The 17,622-nt window shown below is 60.5% G+C and carries 20 protein-coding genes; 7 read left to right on the top strand and 13 right to left on the bottom strand.

What is annotated here, in order from left to right:
* Window positions 1-11: 11 nt before the first annotated feature.
* From FG323_RS08770 to FG323_RS08760, 3 genes are read left to right on the top strand one after another with little or no spacing between them, the layout of a single operon-like run.
* Entirely contained in the window at window positions 12-218 is a 207-nt protein-coding gene (locus tag FG323_RS08770) for a DUF6290 family protein (protein WP_141454141.1), read from the top strand.
* Between the two features lie 17 nt (window positions 219-235).
* Window positions 236-610, top strand: coding sequence for a hypothetical protein (locus FG323_RS08765; RefSeq protein ID WP_141454140.1), 375 nt, complete (start codon window positions 236-238; stop codon window positions 608-610).
* Complete coding sequence (locus tag FG323_RS08760) at window positions 610-1,344, top strand: zeta toxin family protein (protein ID WP_141454139.1); 735 nt, start codon at window positions 610-612, stop codon at window positions 1,342-1,344. Before FG323_RS08765 ends, FG323_RS08760 begins: the two co-directional genes overlap by 1 nt.
* 465 nt (window positions 1,345-1,809) lie before the next feature.
* Here FG323_RS08760 and FG323_RS19665 read toward each other — a convergent pair whose 3' ends face one another.
* Window positions 1,810-1,974: a hypothetical protein gene (locus tag FG323_RS19665; RefSeq protein ID WP_181444141.1), complete on the bottom strand. Its 165-nt coding sequence runs from the start codon at window positions 1,972-1,974 to the stop codon at window positions 1,810-1,812.
* A 35-nt stretch (window positions 1,975-2,009) separates the two neighbouring features.
* A complete protein-coding gene (locus tag FG323_RS08755; RefSeq protein WP_141454138.1) occupies window positions 2,010-2,444 on the bottom strand; it encodes a GNAT family N-acetyltransferase in 435 nt (144 codons plus the stop codon).
* Window positions 2,445-2,734: 290 nt separating this feature from the next.
* On the opposite strand from FG323_RS08755, the gene FG323_RS08750 reads away from it, so the two are divergent.
* The gene (locus tag FG323_RS08750) at window positions 2,735-3,580 is read left to right on the top strand and encodes an amidohydrolase family protein (protein ID WP_141454137.1); all 846 of its coding nucleotides are present in this window, start codon (window positions 2,735-2,737) and stop codon (window positions 3,578-3,580) included.
* Between the two features lie 137 nt (window positions 3,581-3,717).
* Here FG323_RS08750 and FG323_RS08745 read toward each other — a convergent pair whose 3' ends face one another.
* Both FG323_RS08745 and FG323_RS08740 read right to left on the bottom strand, forming a co-directional pair.
* The gene (locus tag FG323_RS08745) at window positions 3,718-4,140 is read right to left on the bottom strand and encodes a VOC family protein (RefSeq protein ID WP_181444140.1); all 423 of its coding nucleotides are present in this window, start codon (window positions 4,138-4,140) and stop codon (window positions 3,718-3,720) included.
* 131 nt (window positions 4,141-4,271) lie between these two features.
* The gene (locus tag FG323_RS08740) at window positions 4,272-4,535 is read right to left on the bottom strand and encodes a hypothetical protein (protein WP_141454135.1); all 264 of its coding nucleotides are present in this window, start codon (window positions 4,533-4,535) and stop codon (window positions 4,272-4,274) included.
* Between the two features lie 447 nt (window positions 4,536-4,982).
* Between FG323_RS08740 and FG323_RS19660 the strand changes: the two genes are divergently transcribed.
* Window positions 4,983-5,153 carry a hypothetical protein gene (locus FG323_RS19660; RefSeq protein ID WP_181444139.1) on the top strand — a complete coding sequence of 57 codons (171 nt, stop codon included), beginning with the start codon at window positions 4,983-4,985 and terminating at the stop codon, window positions 5,151-5,153.
* A gap of 61 nt (window positions 5,154-5,214) precedes the next feature.
* On the opposite strand, the gene FG323_RS19655 is transcribed toward FG323_RS19660, so the two are convergent.
* From FG323_RS19655 to FG323_RS08715, 6 genes are all read right to left on the bottom strand, one after another.
* Entirely contained in the window at window positions 5,215-5,382 is a 168-nt protein-coding gene (locus tag FG323_RS19655; protein WP_181444138.1) for a hypothetical protein, read from the bottom strand.
* Window positions 5,383-5,396: 14 nt separating this feature from the next.
* Window positions 5,397-5,831, bottom strand: a complete 435-nt coding sequence (locus FG323_RS08735) for a hypothetical protein (protein WP_141454134.1) — start codon at window positions 5,829-5,831, stop codon at window positions 5,397-5,399.
* Window positions 5,832-6,196: 365 nt separating this feature from the next.
* A complete protein-coding gene (locus tag FG323_RS08730; RefSeq protein ID WP_141454133.1) occupies window positions 6,197-8,263 on the bottom strand; it encodes a peptidase domain-containing ABC transporter in 2,067 nt (688 codons plus the stop codon).
* 50 nt (window positions 8,264-8,313) lie between these two features.
* Complete coding sequence (locus tag FG323_RS08725) at window positions 8,314-9,468, bottom strand: hypothetical protein (protein WP_141454132.1); 1,155 nt, start codon at window positions 9,466-9,468, stop codon at window positions 8,314-8,316.
* Between the two features lie 72 nt (window positions 9,469-9,540).
* On the bottom strand, window positions 9,541-9,879 hold the full coding sequence (locus FG323_RS08720; RefSeq protein ID WP_141454131.1) for a hypothetical protein: 339 nt from the start codon (window positions 9,877-9,879) through the stop codon (window positions 9,541-9,543).
* 89 nt (window positions 9,880-9,968) lie between these two features.
* Window positions 9,969-11,225: an HlyD family efflux transporter periplasmic adaptor subunit gene (locus FG323_RS08715; protein ID WP_141454130.1), complete on the bottom strand. Its 1,257-nt coding sequence runs from the start codon at window positions 11,223-11,225 to the stop codon at window positions 9,969-9,971.
* A 263-nt stretch (window positions 11,226-11,488) separates the two neighbouring features.
* Here FG323_RS08715 and FG323_RS08710 point away from each other — a divergent pair, with 263 nt between their 5' ends.
* Both FG323_RS08710 and FG323_RS08705 read left to right on the top strand, forming a co-directional pair.
* Window positions 11,489-11,962, top strand: coding sequence for a hypothetical protein (locus tag FG323_RS08710; protein WP_141454129.1), 474 nt, complete (start codon window positions 11,489-11,491; stop codon window positions 11,960-11,962).
* A gap of 669 nt (window positions 11,963-12,631) precedes the next feature.
* Window positions 12,632-12,931 carry a hypothetical protein gene (locus FG323_RS08705; protein WP_141454128.1) on the top strand — a complete coding sequence of 100 codons (300 nt, stop codon included), beginning with the start codon at window positions 12,632-12,634 and terminating at the stop codon, window positions 12,929-12,931.
* A gap of 19 nt (window positions 12,932-12,950) precedes the next feature.
* On the opposite strand, the gene FG323_RS08700 is transcribed toward FG323_RS08705, so the two are convergent.
* The 3 genes from FG323_RS08700 to FG323_RS19650 form a co-directional block, all read right to left on the bottom strand.
* Window positions 12,951-14,240, bottom strand: a complete 1,290-nt coding sequence (locus FG323_RS08700; RefSeq protein ID WP_220094138.1) for an MFS transporter — start codon at window positions 14,238-14,240, stop codon at window positions 12,951-12,953.
* Between the two features lie 396 nt (window positions 14,241-14,636).
* Window positions 14,637-15,782, bottom strand: a complete 1,146-nt coding sequence (locus tag FG323_RS08695) for a fimbrial protein (RefSeq protein ID WP_255470146.1) — start codon at window positions 15,780-15,782, stop codon at window positions 14,637-14,639.
* A gap of 569 nt (window positions 15,783-16,351) precedes the next feature.
* Window positions 16,352-17,485: a fimbrial protein gene (locus FG323_RS19650; protein ID WP_220094137.1), complete on the bottom strand. Its 1,134-nt coding sequence runs from the start codon at window positions 17,483-17,485 to the stop codon at window positions 16,352-16,354.
* Window positions 17,486-17,622 lie beyond the last annotated feature (137 nt).

The raw sequence follows: 17,622 nt of genomic DNA, 5'->3' as shown, positions 1-17,622 counted from the left end.
AGGATTAGTTCATGAAACCCGCCAAAGCGATGACGATTCGCCTCTCTGAGGAGCAGGCCGATGCGCTGGAAACGGTTGCCACGGTCGAGAACCAGCCTGTCTCGGAAGTGATTCGGGCTGCTATAGCCGAGCACGTGGTGCGCCGCTCCCAAGATCCCCACTTCCAGTCCAGCCTGCGCGATAGAATCCGACGCGCCGAGCGATTGCTAGGCAAGTAAGCGCATAGAGGCCTCCCATGGCAACCAAGGTATCCAAGACGCGCGCCAAGGGTGCACGTGCTGCCACACAGGTGTCGGCTTTGACCCAAGTCGCCACGACCCATTTCTCGGCTCGCGCCGTGGAGCAAGTGGTGGGCCAAATCCGCTTTGGCCGTGTCGTTGTTGAAACAGCGAAGCCATCGGCGGCACAAGCCAAGATCAACATCGATGCGGGCCGCTCAGCGCTGGTGCGGGCCAAGGCCGTCCTGACCCGACCGGGCGTGCAGGTACGCGTCGACCCGAAGGTGCCTCTGTACCGCGCCGATCCAGCTACGCCTGGAGTGCTGGTGCGCACGCTCAACGGCCAGGTTACGCGCGGGCGCATGGTGGCTGGACGGTTCAAGCCCGTCTGATGCTCGCCATTCCGGGCGCAGTGGATCGGGTGCTCGCTGAGCAGCGCGCATCCGACCGACCATTGGCGGTCATCCTAGCGGGCCACAATGGGTCTGGTAAGTCCACGTTGTGGTATCGGCGCCTAGCTGATCGTTTACAGATTCCCTTGGTCAACGCCGACCGGATGATGCTGTCGATTCTGCCGGAGGTGGGGGCGGGCGAGCGATTGCCGGCATGGGCTGCCGAACTTCGGGACAAGAACCACAGCTGGATGCGCGTAGCGCAAGACGGCGTGCAGGGGTTCGTTACCCATGCGATGGCCGCCATGGTGCCCTTTGCGATGGAGACGGTCTTTTCCTATTGGAAACCGCTCCCGGATGGCAACTATGAGTCCAAGATCACTTTGATCCGGCAGATGCAGGAGGCCGGCTATTTCGTGATGTTGGTTTTTGTAGGTTTGACCAGCGCTGAACTGTCGATCGCCCGTGTAGAAACGCGTGTGGCACAAGGTGGCCACGCGGTCGAAGTTGACACGCTGCTAGCCCGCTTCCCGCGAACCCAGATCGCCATTAATCAAGCGGCCTTAGTGGCGGACGCAACTATCATGGTGGATAACAGTCGCCAGCTTAGTCAGGCGTTTGCTGTGTGTCGGGTGCAGTTGCGCGATAACGCCATCTATGACCGTCGCGCGGGCACGCGTAAAGTTCCACTGGAAATCACCAGCTGGTTGGATGTCGTCAGTCCTAGAGCCTGAGAAACCAGGGCACTAAAACGAGCACTCCCACATGCGAAAGCGTGTGGCTCCAGCTGGTTTAGGACTAGCCCGTTGCCCCGAAGGCCAGATTGGTGACGTAGCGGCGGATCTCCTCGGCCTTGCCGTTGGCCACGTATACTCGGCGGCCTCGCTGCCCAGTTCGATCAACGGCACACGTCTGACACCAGCTATGCATAAGACTATGCCAATATGCCGGTTTAGATGAAGGCCTGACCGACATGCATGGTGGGGTTGCTGAAGAAGTTAGTGCCCTGCTGCGACACCTGATTGGGGATAGCGCGCCAGCCGCTACCCACATGAAGGCCCTGCTATGCAGCCTTGCTCCCCTTATGGCCGATTACCATCGGCGGACCTTGAAGTAGGCACGGCCGAATGCGTGGAAATCGGCAACTTACTGACTCAGTAGCATGAAAGAACGCGGGCGCCGGCTGCCTGCGTTTTTTGTTACGTGCTGCTGACGGCTTCTTCCTCGTGCTCGCCGTAGTAATAGCGCAGGGATTCCAGCATGTCGCTGACGTCTTGGGCCATGTAGGCGAAGCAGTCGCTCAGGGCCTGCAAGGAAATCGGCAGGCGGAGGGTTTCATCCGGGCGGAAGCGCGGATTAGCCAAGGCGGCTCGACCAGCCCCGGCCAAACCCAAACCACCTATTCCTTCAACCGCATCCTGAACTGAAAACACTCAATCCCAAACCCTTCGCGGAAATAAAAGCGATGTGCCTGTTCGCGGATGGTTCGGGAGATCAGTTGAATCTCGGAGCAGTCCAGGGCTTCGGCTTCGGCGCGTAGTCTGGCGAGGATTTTTGATCCGTAGCCCTTGGAGCGGACGCGCTCGTCCGTCACCAGATCGTCGATATAGAGCAGGCGACCGCAATAGATCATGTTCATGATGCGGTAGCTGGCGACGGCCCGCACCACGTTGTCATCCGTGAGCGCCAGCAGCTTGAGGTTGTCGCTGGCCATCAGATCCCGGATGAGGGAGACGTAGCTGGCTCTTTCGATCTGGGGCCGCAGTTGGCGCATGACGTCGAACGTCGCGGCAATCTGTTCGTCCGAAACGGCATGCTCGATATGAAGGGTCATCGACGTGGGTGTTGGCGATACACGACTGGGATGCCGCGATTCTGGGCAGGCACCGGCAGGCCGTCAATCAGTGCCAACCGGGCCGCTAGTCGTTCCGGCCATGGGCAGATTGGCTCCCAACCTATGACCTATTCAGCCCGGCCGTACGCAGCCATACCATCGGCGATCTGCTGTCGGACGTCGCTCGTATGAAAGGCTGACCGCGTTAAACACCCTGGAGAAGCGCAATGAGGTTCAGAGGCACCCGTCGTCATTCTGATCAGACCTCCGTCGCCGTATGGGCATACCGCATGCGCGCCGTCCTGGCGCTGGTCCTGGCCGCCCTCGCGCCGGCCGCCGCCGCGCAATCCACGCTGTTCGATTCGCACGTCCACCTGTGGGACGGCGAGAAGTCGCTCCAGGCCTACGAGGCGCAGTTGAAAGCGCGGAAGCTGGGGCCGGCTGATTTCGCCGGGATGTGGTTTGGCGGCCCCAACCAGGCGCTGGCCGGGGACACGGCGGCCATTCGCGCCGGCAACGACGGCATCCTGGCCCTGGCGGCCAGGCATCCCCGGATGACGGCGGTGGTGACCGTGCATCCCTACGATGGTCAGGCGGCGCTGGACGAGCTGGCGCGGGTGGCCAAACAGGGCGCCCGCATCCTCAAGATTCATCCGCACACCCAGAAGTTCGAGGCCGATGACCCGCGAGTGCTGGCCCTGGTCAAGCGTGCCGGCGAACTCGGCGTCATCGTGCTGATCGACAACGCCAACATCCTGCCGGGCGACAGCGAGAAGATGTTCAATCTGGCGCTGCACGCACCGGGTACCAAGATCATCTTCGCGCACATGGGCGGGATGAACTTCCGCTTCTGGAACACGCTCAAGGCGGCACGCACCGCCGAGGGCCTGCTGGGCGACAACATCTATTTCGACGTCTCAGCCATCGTGGCGCTGGTGGCGGATTCGCCGGTGGAGCAGGAGTTCGTGTGGACCATGCGCAATGTCGGCATCGACCATATCCTGCTGGGGTCCGACTATCCGCAGTTCTCGCTCGAACAGAATGCCGACGCGCTGAATCGTTTGGGCCTGGACGAGCAGGAGCTGGCCAAGGTGCGTTACCAGAATGCCCGCGCCTTGCTGGAACGGCGCAACTGAGCCGCAGACCAGCAGGCAGCGGACGTAGCGAGCGGGTCAGGGGCGATAGGCTCTCTCTTCGCCCCTCCGGCGGCGGGCAACTCCCGAACCGGAGGGGGCCGCGATGAAAGCAAGCCGCACCGGCCGTTCGCTTGCAGCTAGGCGCCCTGCTTTGCGGCGGCGTAGTGGCGCAGCCTCTGCGCAATGTCGCCGGCGTGGAGTTCAAACAGGTGATTGTCGAAGTCGTAGAAGTAGACGGAAGCGCTTTCTGCGTCTATCCGGGGGCGTGAGGGCACCACCTCCGCGCCCGCATCAATCAGGCGGCGGGTGACTTCGGGAATGGCCTCCAGATCGATACTGAGAGCAATGTGGTCGTAGGACCGGGCGCGCCGGGTGTCCGCGTCTTCCATGACGACCAGCCATAGATCACCGATGCGGAGGAACGTCTCCGGATACTTCGAATACTCCCGTTCCCGGCTCCGATATTCCTCGCGGGCGCCCAGGGCCTGGACCAACAGGCGAACGGTCCGGTCCATGTCGCGCACGACAAGAGTCACGTGGTTGATACCGCGAATGGACATGGGCTGCTCCGGCTGCCGGACGAAAGCCGGACGTCCGATGGATGATAGATCGTCCATCGGTGCATGAGCGCTTGCTTGGGGGCTGGTGCGTGGGAGGCACAGAACGCGGGCGCCGGCTGCCCGCGTTTTTGTTACGCGATGCTGACGGCTTCTTCCGCCGCTGCTTCGGGTTCGCCGTAGTGATAGCGCAGGGCAGACAGCATGTCGCTGACGTCCTGGGCCATGTAGGCGAAGCAGTCGCTCAGGGCCTGCAAGGAAATCGGCAGGCAGAGGGTTTCATCCGAGCGGAAGCGCGGATTGGCCAGGGTGGACAGCATCTTGAGGTGGTCACGCAGCTGGATCATGTTCAGCTGTGTCTCTTCTTCCAACAGATAGACCATACGTGCATTACTCATGGGATCTCCTTTCCTTGATGGGAACCCCGGTACGCAGGATTGCGACCGGGAGCCGGGAGGCAGAAAAACCGCACGTAGTCGGATGGGCTGATTTCCCTTTCGGGTCTTGTATTTCGCCCCCTCCCGGCGAAGACGCAGAGTCGCCGGTTGTCATCCAGTGATGAAGCAAAAGAAGCCACCGGATTGACGGAGGTGGTACCGCTACGTGTGGGAGTTTTTCTGAACTCCTGAGACCGGAGTCTGCCGAGCGTGTCGCGCGGTGTCGACTAACTTTGAGCGTTTTACGTTCAAAGTTTTCCTTCTCACGAGAATGGGGAGAACCGAGGTTCTCGCGACCCGTTACGACCATTTCCTACCTGCCGTCTGATTGATCCGGGCGTCTCGCATGCTGCATGGTTCGTGCAGGTGGCATGCAAGCGAGCGGTCGAACATCAACAGGAGAGTGCAATGGTCGGGTCCAGTAACACAGATGGTTTCAAGCGATGGTTGGACGGGTTGTTCGATAACCCGGCGTTCCGGCTGGTAGTGGCCCTGGTCCTCCTGGAATGGGGGTATTCCCAAGGTACGCGGCTGGTCAACGGCTTCATCGCGGGCGTGAAGAGCCTGAGCGGGTTGTGATCGGAAGATGCGACCGCCCGCTTCTGATGCTTCCAGCTTGAGCAGGACGAATGCGGGTTCTTCACTTCTGGGGTTTGGGGAAAGAAATCCGATAGACGAAGATCGCAACCAGAGCGCCCGTGCCTGTCACCAGCGCGCGGAGCAGGGGGCTTTGAACGAGCAGCGCACCAACGACGGCCGTGACGGCGCATACGGCAAGCGCGGCGAGCAAAGGGATGACATATTTCACTGCGTGTTCCTCATTTACGTTATCAGTATCCAGGCAACCGCCATGGCGTTGTGAAACATGTGGATGAGCGCCGAAGCCATCGTATTTTCTCTGGATGGCCGGGATGAGCGCAGGAGTGGGATGGCAAAGACCAGCGAGGGGAACCACACCACCAGCCCCCAGGGCCAGTAGAACAGGCTCTGAGCTGCGGCCAGTAATGTTCCGGCACCTATCGCCGACCACAGTGGTGTGAGGCGCTTGGACATCTTCTTGAACAGCCACGCCAGCAGTAGCGCTTCCGTTGCCGGTGAAAGCACTACGGTCGCCACGACCATCAGGACAATTGAAAACGCATCTGAACCCATGTCGAGAGGCGGATGCGGGCTCTCCAGCACATGATTCAATCCCGAGCCCACCAGGAAGGCGCCTGCAAAACTGACACATGCCCACAGAAAGCAGTGGAGGACCATCGGAGGCTCCGGTGAAGCTAAGAGACCCCGGCGACATTTCGCCGCCGGGGCAGGGGATTACTGCATGCCTGCGGGCATGTTGTTGTAGTAGTTGCAGGCATCTCCATCGGAGTGCTTTTCGGAGAGAACTGTCTTGACGAGCGCCTTTACGCCTTGTCCGAGTACAAGGCGAACAATTGCGATTCGTACTCCTCCGCTTACCATTTCCACTTCACGGGACGAAAGCTCACGCATGCTTGGTTTCCTCCTTTCAATGGTCATTCGACCGGGAGTCCCGAGCCTGTCATGCTGTCGACCCAGCGTCGACTAACTTTGAACGTATCTCGTCCAAAGTTCACGAGGTCACAAACCCGCCCAAGAATGGCTTACGCGGGTATCTGTTCGGCGGCAATCCGTCCGTTTTCCATTACCAGCACCCGATCGGCGCTGTTGATGGTCTCGGGCCTGTGCGCCACGATGATTCTGGTCAGGTCCAGTTGCTGGATGGCTGCGTTGACCAGCTGCTCTCTTGTCACGTCCAGATGGCTGGTGGCCTCGTCGAGAAACAGGAGCCTGGGCTTCCGGTACAGCGCCCTCGCGAGGATGAGGCGTTGCTTCTGGCCACCGGACAGCGAGCTTCCCATGTCGCCGATAAGGCTGTGATACCCCATGGGCATGGCGACAATCTCCTCGTGCACCGCCGCCAGCCGGGCCGCGGCTTCTATCCGCGCCGGGTCGTGGTCGGGGTCGAAGAAGCTGATGTTGTCGGCGACGCTGCCGGCGAACAGTTGGTCATCCTGCATCACCGAGCCAATGATCGGGCGGACACTGTGCGGGCCAACCTGATGCAGGTCCAGGCCACCGATGCGGATGCTGCCCGAATTTGGCCTCAACAGGCCCAGCATCAGTTTCACCAGGGTCGTCTTGCCGCAGCCGGATGAGCCGATGATGGCGACCGACTCGCCCGGCTCGATTACGAAGCTGCAGTTATCGATGACCCAGGGCTCGCCTTCGGCGTAGCGGAAAGACAGGCTGTCCACCACGATGCGGGAGTCCGCGGGAGGAGGGCTCTCCTGCCTGTGGATATCCTCGGGCGGGGTAAGGACGATATCCGCCAGCCGCTCGCCATGCAGTCGAAGCAGCTTGAACCCGATGAATGTGTCGATGAGGCTGATGATGCGGCTACTGAACTGTCCTTTGTAGGACAGGTATGCCACCAGCATGCCTATCGAGAAGGTATTGCCAAGGACCAGGTGCGCACCGATGGCCAGTACGACGATGTTCTCGACCCCGAAGATAAGGCCGCTCGTGGTCTCGTAGATCATGTCCATCTTGGCGATGCGGACGGTCTGGTTCTGCGTGTCCACCGCATGGTTCATCCAGGCGGCGTGGCGTTGGCGCTCATGCCCCATGAGTTTTATGGTGCTGACGCCTCGCAGGGTCTCCAGGAGATGGGTCTCAAGCCTTGCGGAAAGCACGAGCTTCTCTTCGTTGGCCTGCCGGAACCATCGGTAGGTAGCCAGGCGAACGCCAAAGTAGAGCAGGAGTGCAATCGCGCTGACCAGCATCAGGCGAGGGCTGTACATCAGCATCACCACCAGCGTGGTGATCGTCATGATGCCATCCAGGACCACTCCCACCGCGCTGGAGGTGATCATGTTCTGGATGGTGCCCACTGATCCCATCCGGGACGTGATGTCACCGAGGTGGCGCTTCTCGAAGAACTCGACCGGAAGGCGGAGAAGGTGCGCCAGCACATTGCCGTTCCATTGCAGACCCAGGTGCATTGACAGATGGATTCCAGCCCAGGTGCGCATCAGGCCAATGGCGATCTGCAGGACAAGGAGCAATGAGAAGGCGACGATCAGGACGCTGAGAAGGTCGGTATCGGCGCTGACCAGGACGTGGTCGATGACCCCCTGGGTGAGCAGCGGGGATATCAGGGTGAAAACCTGGAGGGCCAGTGAGAGCAGGAGGATATGCAGCAACGAGCGCTTGAGCCCTCCGATGGAACCGGCCAACTGGCGAAATGAGACGGACGGCTTCGGCTTTTCCTCCTTGAAGTCCATCCCGGGTCGCAACTCCAGGGCGACGCCGGTGAATCGGTTCGACACCTCGTTCATGGCCAGCTTGCGCAGGCCTGTCGCGGGATCCATGACTGTAAGCGACTTGCCACTAACCCCGGTCAGTACGACGAAATGATTGAGATCCCAGTGCAGGATGCACGGCAATTGGAGCTGGTCAAGCTCTGCCAGTTCCAACCTTAGCGGGCGCGCCAGGAGGCCTTGCCGTCCCGCCACGTCGATCAGTTGCTGGAGCGTCGCTCCCTTCAGCGACATGCCATTCTGGCCGCGAAGGGTAGCCAGATCGATATGGCGGCCGTGGTGGGCCAGGATCATGGCCAGACAGGCTAGGCCGCACTCGGCGGCTTCGGATTGAATGATGGGTTTCATGTGCCCCGGACAAGATCGAAGCGGGATAGCGAAAGACTGATTGCCATGCCCTAACGGATGATCACCGGGGCTCCCGTGTCGGTCCGAAATCCAAGCTTTCCGTAAACGGCGAAGGTCTGATCGACCAGGGAATCTTCTTCCGCCGCCAGGTCGAAGTAGGCATCAAACTCGGGGATGTAGACAATGACGTGGTTCGCCCAGATTGGATCAGGCACTACCAAGCTTCTTGGTGGCGTTGACTTGAGGCTTGTGATGATGGTGGTTGAAGGGATTCCTCGTGCGTCGAGCTTGGCTCTCAGTAACGTCACATAATCTTTGCAGTCGGCGAAGCCAAGCTTTGTGATCTGGTCGGGAGAGTTCCTGGGGTGGATTCCCAAGTTGTCAGAAGTGACCAGGTATGGGAATTGGCTTCTCAGCCCTCTCGCAATTTCATCTATTTCGTCAAGAGTGATGTTGCTTCTATTGGGATTTCTATTGGTAAGTAGCGCACTCTGGTGTATTTCGTAGTGCCTTGCGAACTGAGACCAGCTTTCTATGGTTGAGTAAAACGTGTAACTGCTTTCTTCGGTCCAGCGGCGATCGTCATCCAGAATGGTAGAGCCATTTATTCTGCCTCGGTGGATGCTGCCATCCATCATTTTTGGCGAGTCTAGATAGATGGGGGTGCCCTCTGCGGCGGTGATGATATGTCGGTTTATTGCGCCTCCTTCCATGTGTAACGTTCCAAGAACGCCATCAAAGATTGGCGATGTTTCTGTTACTTGGCGTACGACAAGTAGCTCTCTTTTTTGCGAGGCTGAGGTGATGATGGATTTGTCTATTTCGTGATAGCAGATAAAGTTATCGGAATCGCCTGCTGATATGGGAACCGGGCGATTCTTCCTGTCAGTCGGAGAATAGATATCGGCTGACATGCTAAGTACACGTGTTCGATCGCACAGATAAGGAAGGCTAAAGGAGTTGCGATCAGTTCCATCTACAAGCCGTATGTCATCTGGTGAGATGATATTGAGACTGACGCGGATCGTCACGTTGTCTTCCTTGAGCAGTATTCGAGAGTAAAAGCAGGAAGATGTCAGTTCCTTGCATTTTTCCAGGAAGGAGATTTCGTCCTTCCAGGCAGACATGAACGGATCGTCTTTCGCATGGACATGCAGGGGCGTTAGTGCGGAGAGGGCCAGGACGATGCGGACGAATGTTTTCATGCGAGGCTATTGTTGTTTTTGATGCTTTTTCAACTCAGTTGCCCATGAACACATGGGCAACTGAGTTTTACTTCACTGGATACAGGTTCGTCCCCGGGAGTCCCACCTCCCTCCCGTCAGTTGCTCACAAATAGCGGCGGGAGACCTGTCCAGCGCTGAGATCCATGTTTTCGCCGCAATCTTGCAGAACTGGCTAGTTGCTTCCGCCAATGATTCGCCTGTTTTTCCGGTGACAACGCTCAAGCCTTCGCCAAGACGTTGGCAGGCGTTCATCGCCTGGTCATGGCTTAATCCCTTACTCCTGGCATCCCTGTACGCAAATTCCAGTTCTCGCTGCACGTGCGGCGGAATGTCGCCACCGTTCCGCCCGCCTGCCACATTCATCAGTTCTTTCGTTGTCAGTGTTCTCATGAGTAGACTCCTTTACCTTCCGCGTGAATCCGGGAACACACCCGGCAATTTCAAGGAATGTGGGTGGATGCTTGTCCCAAGCAGGGCTGTCAATGGGCCAGCACCGTCCCCCGAATCGAATAAATCGGCTCAAGCACCCATTCGATCAGGCTGCGCTTCTCTCCCAGAACATCGGCATCCAGCAGCATTCCCGGTTTGAGGGGCTCGGGTTTCCCGTAGGCGGTAACCGACTGCCTGTCGAGCGCAACGCTGATTCGGTAGAGTGGTTCGTTGGTGGAATCACTTGTTCCGCCTGCCTCGCCGTTGACCGCACTCCGGCTGATACGACTGACGCTGCCCCGATGCTGGCCGAACTTCTGGTACGGGTAGGCCTGGTAACGCAGCAATACGACATCGCCGGGTTCGATGAAGCCGATGGCGCGACTGGGCACCCATAGCTCCGCTTCCAGCCGGCCGTCGCCCGGCAGTACGTTCATCAATGGCTGGTTGGCCTGTACGGCCTGACCTGGCTTGAACAATTGGGCGGCGACAACGCCGGCGACGGGAGCAGTGACGGCCAATTCGCTGCGGGCCTGCGTTTCGAGACCCTCCTGTTCCAGCAGGGCGAGATCCCGCTGGAAGGTCGCTTCGCTGCCCCGGCGTTGTCCGGGGAGTTCGCGGATGGCCTGGTCGAGCTGGGTGATCAGGCGGCGCGCCGTGATGAGTTGGCGCTGGAGCGCCTGCATTTCCCCCGTCAGGGCCAGTACCGTGGTTTCCTGTTGCTTGATCTGCAACAGGCTGACGTAGCGGTCCTCTTCCAATCCCCGCAGTCGATCCAGGGTTTCCCGTGCGATTCGGATCTGTGCCTGCCGGGTGGCGATCTCGGTCTGAATCTGTTTCAGCTCCCGCCGGGCGTCGGCCCGTTGCCCGGAAAGGCCCGAGGCCTGAGCATCCAGTTGCTCCCGCTGGGCCGAACGGGTTGTATGCAGACCCTTCGTTCGTCGCTGCAGTCGCGCTTCCAGAGCGGCCAAGGTGTCACCGTCGGCAACGGTGGCGCGCGGCATCGTCACCACCGCGATCGTCTCGCCCGCCCGGGCGTGACCGCCTTCGGGAATGTCGACACGCGAGACGATGCCGGTGGCCGGCGCAAGGACGGTCGCCATGCCTTGCACCGGCACCAACTGTCCCACCACCCGTGAGCGGCGGGTATACGTGCCGAAAACAAGAAACAAGACAATCGCCAGCGCCGCGGTGCTGGCAAACGCGGTCAGCACCCACAGGCGTAGGGGTTGGGTAAGGGAGATGCTGCCCAGCCAACCCGTGCGCCTTGCCTCCAGCACTTCCTTGCGAAAAAGATCCTGCGACATGGTGTGGACCGCCGGGGACGTCGTTGCGAAACAGTTACCCGGTTACCGCATCCAAGTCGACTAACTTTGAGCGCTTGGCGAACAGTGTTTCTCATCTCACTTCGAAATCAGGCCGCTGGCCATCGAGCCGCTTTTCGTTCCAATCGAACGGTCATCGCCCGAATCATTCAAATGCGAGCAGCCTTTGCGCTGGGATCTTCTGGCTATTTAGCCCGCCATGCGGCATGGTTTCCCGGCCGACAGGGGGATGGAAGGAGCATGTAATGCAGAAGCCGGGTTATCTGGAACGGATATTCGAAGCAAAGCAGCAGGATCCAGAAGTCATGGTGAGGATGTCGGAGGAGGCGTGGAATGCCTACGCTGGCTATCTCAAGGATGCTCTGGATAGTTTTGGTGAGGACGAGGCCACCTTCGTACGCGACGCCGTGCTTGGCGGGAGATCCAAGGGCGGATGGCATGACTCAAGTCTGAGCAGGTTCAGCATCTTTCGTGCAGGCGATACCGTGGGCGCCGAGTTGGATGTCGAGGGCGACAGCGGTACTGCAAGAGTCATCTATGAGGATCTCGTCGACTGGGAATTCCCGGGCGGGGAACGGCTCTACATGATTGATCGGCATGAACTCGTTAAGGTGGGTGATGTCTATCAGCATACGGTCTACTTCGTATATCCAAGAGAACCGCTAAGAATTCTGGCTGGATCCATCAGGCTGGACCAGGTTGCACCCAGCTCGCGCTGATGGTCTTGTGTCGTCTCTGCTGGCAGATGGAAGAGGCAGGATGCTCGGGAAGGGATGCTCGGTGATGGAACCGGAAGCCACGAGGACGATTCCGAACATCGACGCCTTCAGCGGGCGGTTGATGCCGTGTGCCCAACGGTCGGGCCTTTCTCGGGTGCGTCGCTTTCTGCCACGAGCGCTTCTGGCTTTCGTCGTGCTTCTGCTAACGGGTTGTCCGCCGGAAGAGCGGTACGTCGTGACCAATTTCCTGGGCGAGGACATTCAGGTCCAGTCGACGGACGGAGTCATAAGCGTTCGAAGCTCGGAAGCGGTCACCATCCGGAGCTACGAGCATGTGTTCGAGCTCAACAAGGCGGGTCATAGCCTGCTGAAGATAAGATCCGGAAAGGGTCGTCGATGCTTTGTTCTGGATATCTCTTCCTACGGGGTAGACCGGGACACTTACTACGGAAGCGAACCGCGCCCGACACTTCAGATAGTGCTGCTTCCAGAGGGCGATGCGTACGCCATCCCGTACAACCATTCCGCCATGGCTGAATTCAAGAACGGAAGCATCAAGTCCAGGCCGCGTTTTCCGAGGTGTCCAGGGCCCAGGCGAGTCGCCGGCGGATAGAAGCTGTCATATCGACCTGCCTGGAGGGACGCGACTTTTCCAATTACGAGAACAAAATGAGAAAGAGCGTGAACAATCCGGATATCCATCGGCAGGCTTTGCACAGGATGATGAGCCTTGCGTTCATAGAGATACGCGCAGCCGATTCTCCCGGATTTCCGCGAAAGCTGGCCGATATATTCCACAATCTTCCCGTGCGACTGCTTCGCTGCTCGACGGATGAGGACTACGCTGCCGAGTATCAGGTGCTGTTGGACCGGGCCCGGCGCTGGGGAATGGAAGGCTATCTGAGCCAGGTCCGTGAGGGAGTGGAGAAATCGATACGCGAACGTGATAGCCCCAGTGCGGATGACTAGGATGACGTAATGTGGCCGGTCACCGCCCGCCTTTCTCTTCGTATCGACGTGCTATTCGCTCTTTCGCAGGCATCACCCCCAAAGCGGCGGCCAGCGGGAAGCCCAGCATCAGTGCCGCCGCCTCCGCACCCGAGGCCTCCAGCTGCACGGCTGCAATCGGCAAGACAATCAACAGCACCCCATTGTTGAGGCTTTCCGAGACGGCCAGTACCTGACCTTTGTCGGGGCCGCTGCGGTGGGCGAGCAGGGCGGTGCTGGCGGGGGCGGCCAGGCCGAGGGCGAATCCCCACAAACTCAGACAGACGAGTGCGGCCGGGAGCGTCAGTGGTGTGGCCATGAAGGCGCCCATCGCCAGCGGGAGCAGCCACAACGCGGCCATCAATACCGCCTCGTCCCCTGAAAGCAGGCGGCGTACCGCGCCAATACCCAGATTGCCGAGAAACAGTCCGCCGCCGAAGACGGAGACCGACAGGCCGACGGTGGCGGTGCCCAGGCCATGCCGGTGGCGGAGCACTTCGCCTGCCAGCAGGAAGCCGGCGACGGCGGCGCCGTTCCAGAGTCCCTTGGCCAGCAGCAGGCGCACCAGCCTGCCTTGGGCAAGCCAGCGGACGGCGCCCGACCCGGCAAAGGCGCGCGCGGGTGGCGTGGACGTCACCGCGCCCCACGCCACACCGAAGGTCAATACGCATCCGGCCGCCATCGTCCAGAAAGGCATGCGCCAGCCCCATGTTTCCGCCAGCACGCCGGCCAGCGCGGGACCGGCGACAAGGCCGAAGGTCATCCCGGCCATCACCGCGCCCATCGCGGCCGATTGTCGTGACGCGGGCACGGTATCGGCCACCAGCGCGAAGGTGGTGGGAATGAGCGCTGCTGATGCCAGTCCGCCCAGCATCCGCAGGCCCAGCGCGACTTCGAAATTCGGCGCGAGCGTCAACGCCAGATGGTCCGCCGCGAGTAGCAGCAGCGACAGCAGCAACCACCGCCGCCGATCCATCCGGTCGGACAGATACCCGAACACGGGCGCGGCCAGCGCATAGGCCAGCGCGTAGCTGGACACCAGCCACGCCGCCCGCGCGGGCCAAACCGCGAACACACGCGCCAGCGGCGCCAGCATCGCGGACAACATGAACTCGGAAGCGCCGACGAAAAACACCGCCAGCGCCAGCGTGGGCAACAGGAATCGTGAAGGCATGAAGCCCTCCTTGCAGTAGGGGGAATGAAGGCGCACGGCGTCGCCGCCGCGCCCGTCGTGTGACGAGGTGAGGCGATTCAGGGAGAGAGGAGAAGAACGCAGCGACGCGGACAGCATCGTGGCCGCAACGCAGGCAATGGAGCTGCGTTTTCGCGAAGTTCGGAGTGGGAGTGTGGCGGCGCGCGGAATCGCGTGGCCGGAGATGTCAGGGCCGCGCAAAGCTGGGCCGTGCGTGACTATATACCTTCAACGGTTTCGCGGAAACCGGTGGTGGCTGGTGCTCGTGCGTCGCCCGGAACGTCCGCAGGAGGCGACCTGTCGCGGATGGACGCGAGCACACTGGGGAGGCAACTGCCTCCGGGGTGTCGCGTCACGCCGATGGGCGCCCCGGGGATTGACGCGAAGGCGACAGGAAAAGCAGATTGGCCACTGCCCGTTGGAGCCTGGCGGATGACGGGGATGAGGAAAGGCCGGTGACGGCATTGCAGCGGGTTGGCGGGCAGGCCGACCGCATCAGTTGTATTGCAGGACGTAGGTCAGGGTGGCGTCGGCCTTGCCGGCGGTTATCTCATCGTCGGTAGCAACGTAGCGGGCCTTTCCCGACAAGCGATACCGTTCGACATTGGGTCTGCTCGATTGCCACTCCAGGGGCACGGTGCTTTGCTTTGTGAGAGGCAGGGCAACCCCTGCTTCGTCGGTCACCGCGATGCCGACGCCCTTGGCGACCTGATCCGCGCCGGCGCCATCCAGCATCAGAACGCCGTCCCGACCGGCGTTTCCCTCGAGGTAGACCTCGACGGCGGGCTTGACCGTCGGATTCATGCCTTCGCAGTGGACGTCAAGGGAAAACGCCTGTTCCTTGGCCTGCCCCAGTTTGATCTCGGCAATCATCGCCTGCCCCATGTCGACGCGGGTGTCGGCGGCGGGTGTATGGCAACTGCTGAAGTAGGTGCTTTGTTGCAGGGTGGTCCGCAAAGCGGTGCCCACGATCTTGTGGAATGAGCCCGTGGGCGCAGTCCGGGTTTCGATGAAGAACCGGGTTTCGTAGTCGAAAGTGAGTTCTCCCTGGCCCACGCCCATGGCGGTACGGACGAACTCGACGATCAGCCGTCTTGGAGCGTACAGCGTCACGTTGGTTGTTGGCGTGGGAGCGGCGAAGGGGGGAGGCGTTATGTAAAAGTAGGCATTCGACGCGCTGGCGGGTCTGATTCTTATGCCCACTCCCGGAATGCCGGTGGCGTACACGTGATCAATACCCGAGGGACTCAACGTGGTCACTGGATTCGTCAGGCCGTACTGGCCGTTGGGCGAGCCGCTTGCGCAGTTTGCCCAGCCGGGGACGCTGCTGACGACAAGATCGACGTCGTAGTGGGCCATGATCTGGCCAACGGGGACGTGTTTCAGCGTGGTGACGGCCGGGAAAGAGCCCACTTGGACCGTGGTGGGATAAGGGTAGTTGGGGTCGGGGGTGCCGCAAAGGGCGTGCGCCGCGTTGGTCCAGGCGCTTCCAATCAGCAACAGCGACGCACACAGGGTGGACCTTCCCGGGAAGGAAGTCGCGAGGCGGGAGAGACGGCTCGCGGTCTCGAAGCGCGTTCCGCCGGGGTGTCGGGTGGCCCGCAGGGATGTCGCATTGAAGGAAGCGGGGAGCAATGGCATGTTCAATCACTCTTCCTTGGGCAGAGGGGTGTTCGCTGAGGGGGTACTTCCTTGCTCGTGGTAGCAAGCGAATTGAGAAGCACGAATGCCGTCGAAGCGAGTGCGTCGTGAGTTCGGTGCGGATACTCGCTTCGATTCGATGTAACGCGCGGATTGCCGATTCAATCGGGTGGCGTCGATGCCGCGCCGCGCGCCCCGGCTTCCTCTGATGCGAGTGAAGCCGGGAGACGGAGTCTGCCATGGCACCTAATGGGCATCGATTAACTTTTGGTAACTTGCGGTAAGGGTTCAGTTTCTCGCAATAAATGCGGCGGAATTTTTCGCGCATTTAGGATTTTTCTGATTGATCTGCGTGTCCTGTCCGCATAGGGATTTGCCCGTCGAATGGACCGGGCGCGATGGGCCGGATAGATGACGCTCGCACGCTCCACCGATCAGTAGACGAAACCGGGGAGGCAGCCCGGCTATCGGGCGGCAGCCGTCCAAAGCCTGACGCATTGCTGACGAAAGCCGCCGCTATCGGCGTCGAGCCCGCCGGCAATGCATCGGGGAGCGTGCTTTTGATCGCGTCACTCGTATTGCAGGACGTAGCTGAGGGTGGCGTCTGCCTTTCCCGCTGTTATCTCTCCGGTGGTGGCCACGTAGCGTGCCTGTCCCGAGAAGCGGTACCGCTCAACGTTGGGGTCGCTCGATTGCCACGCCAGGGGCAAGGCGCTTTCCTTTGTGAAAGGCAGGGCAACCCCTTTGTCATTGGTCACCGCGATGCCGACACCTTTGGCCACGTGGGGGGCGCGATTGTTATCCAGATTCAGGAGCCCATCCCGAACGGCGCTTCCCACGAAATAGACCTTGACGGGGGGCTTGGTCGCGGGATTCATGCCTTCGCAGTGGACATCAAGGGAAAACGCATGTTCCTTGGCCTGGCCCAGTTTGATTTCGGCCACCAGGGCCCGCCCCATGTTGACGTCGGTGACGGTTCGGGGTGTATGGCAACTGGTGAAGTAGGTGTCCTGCTCCAGGGACGTCCGCAAGGACGTGCCCACGATCCGATAATGTGGGCGCTTGGGCGTGGTGTAGTTGGTATCGATGAAGAACTGGGTCTCGTAGTCGAAGGAGAAGGATCCCTTGCCTACGCCCATGGCGGTACGGACGAATTCGAACACGACCTCTGAGGGAGCGTAAAGTGTCGGGCCCGAGCTGGGAGTTGGCCGCGTGAAAGGAGCGGCGCGGGACCAAAAGTCGGGGTTGCCCCTACTTGTGAGCTTGATTCTTATGCCCACTCCGGGAATGCCCGTCTCGTACACGCCAGGTATGTTCGAGGGCTGCAAAGTGGTCACCGGCGCCGTCAGGCCATATTCCCCGTCGTTTCCGCAGTTTGTCCAGTTGGGAACAGGGTTGATGGTGAGGGCCAGGTGGACGGTGATGGGGTCCTTCGTCATGAGCTGGCCAATGCTGACGTGGTCCAGCTTGATGGTGGTTGGCAAAGGGCTGATGGGCGTCGAGTCGGGATAGGTCTTCTGGTTGGGGGGGGGCCGCAAAGGGCATGTGCCGCTCCGGTCCACACGCTTCCGATCAGGAGCAGCGACAGGCACGCGGCGGCTTTTTCCGGGAAGGACGTCGCCATGCGCGAGGCAGGGGTTGAAGTTGTGGCGTGCTCGCCGGGGGATCGTGCAGTCGTCTTCATGGAAGGCATGTTCAATCACTTTTCTGGCGAATCGGGCCGTGTGGGCGGCGTGTACTCATTGCCCTCTTCGCGGACGGCGATGAAGGAAAAACCGGATCCCGTCGAATCGGAAAGGTTCCGGATATCGGCACCTGCTTCGAGCGGGTGGGCATGCGA

The sequence above is a fragment of the Pseudoxanthomonas sp. z9 genome, assembly GCF_006542425.1.
GTDB lineage: Bacteria > Pseudomonadota > Gammaproteobacteria > Xanthomonadales > Xanthomonadaceae > Pseudoxanthomonas_A.
The sequence above is the reverse complement of the archived record's forward strand: the minus strand, read 5'-3'. Positions and strand labels throughout refer to the sequence as shown.

Bases quoted from the DNA above. Each gene is read 5' to 3' on its own strand.
- FG323_RS08730 (WP_141454133.1), bottom strand. From the start codon at position 8,263: ATGAAACCCATCATTCAATCCGAAGCCGCCGAGTGCGGCCTAGCCTGT.
- FG323_RS08735 (WP_141454134.1), bottom strand. From the start codon at position 5,831: ATGGTCCTCCACTGCTTTCTGTGGGCATGTGTCAGTTTTGCAGGCGCC.
- FG323_RS08745 (WP_181444140.1), bottom strand. From the start codon at position 4,140: ATGTCCATTCGCGGTATCAACCACGTGACTCTTGTCGTGCGCGACATG.
- FG323_RS08770 (WP_141454141.1), top strand. From the start codon at position 12: ATGAAACCCGCCAAAGCGATGACGATTCGCCTCTCTGAGGAGCAGGCC.
- FG323_RS08740 (WP_141454135.1), bottom strand. From the start codon at position 4,535: ATGAGTAATGCACGTATGGTCTATCTGTTGGAAGAAGAGACACAGCTG.
- FG323_RS08710 (WP_141454129.1), top strand. From the start codon at position 11,489: ATGCAGAAGCCGGGTTATCTGGAACGGATATTCGAAGCAAAGCAGCAG.
- FG323_RS08695 (WP_255470146.1), bottom strand. From the start codon at position 15,782: ATGCCATTGCTCCCCGCTTCCTTCAATGCGACATCCCTGCGGGCCACC.
- FG323_RS19660 (WP_181444139.1), top strand. From the start codon at position 4,983: ATGGTCGGGTCCAGTAACACAGATGGTTTCAAGCGATGGTTGGACGGG.
- FG323_RS08705 (WP_141454128.1), top strand. From the start codon at position 12,632: ATGAGAAAGAGCGTGAACAATCCGGATATCCATCGGCAGGCTTTGCAC.
- FG323_RS08700 (WP_220094138.1), bottom strand. From the start codon at position 14,240: ATGCTGTCCGCGTCGCTGCGTTCTTCTCCTCTCTCCCTGAATCGCCTC.
- FG323_RS08720 (WP_141454131.1), bottom strand. From the start codon at position 9,879: ATGAGAACACTGACAACGAAAGAACTGATGAATGTGGCAGGCGGGCGG.
- FG323_RS08765 (WP_141454140.1), top strand. From the start codon at position 236: ATGGCAACCAAGGTATCCAAGACGCGCGCCAAGGGTGCACGTGCTGCC.
- FG323_RS08755 (WP_141454138.1), bottom strand. From the start codon at position 2,444: ATGACCCTTCATATCGAGCATGCCGTTTCGGACGAACAGATTGCCGCG.
- FG323_RS08750 (WP_141454137.1), top strand. From the start codon at position 2,735: ATGCGCGCCGTCCTGGCGCTGGTCCTGGCCGCCCTCGCGCCGGCCGCC.
- FG323_RS08715 (WP_141454130.1), bottom strand. From the start codon at position 11,225: ATGTCGCAGGATCTTTTTCGCAAGGAAGTGCTGGAGGCAAGGCGCACG.
- FG323_RS08725 (WP_141454132.1), bottom strand. From the start codon at position 9,468: ATGAAAACATTCGTCCGCATCGTCCTGGCCCTCTCCGCACTAACGCCC.
- FG323_RS08760 (WP_141454139.1), top strand. From the start codon at position 610: ATGCTCGCCATTCCGGGCGCAGTGGATCGGGTGCTCGCTGAGCAGCGC.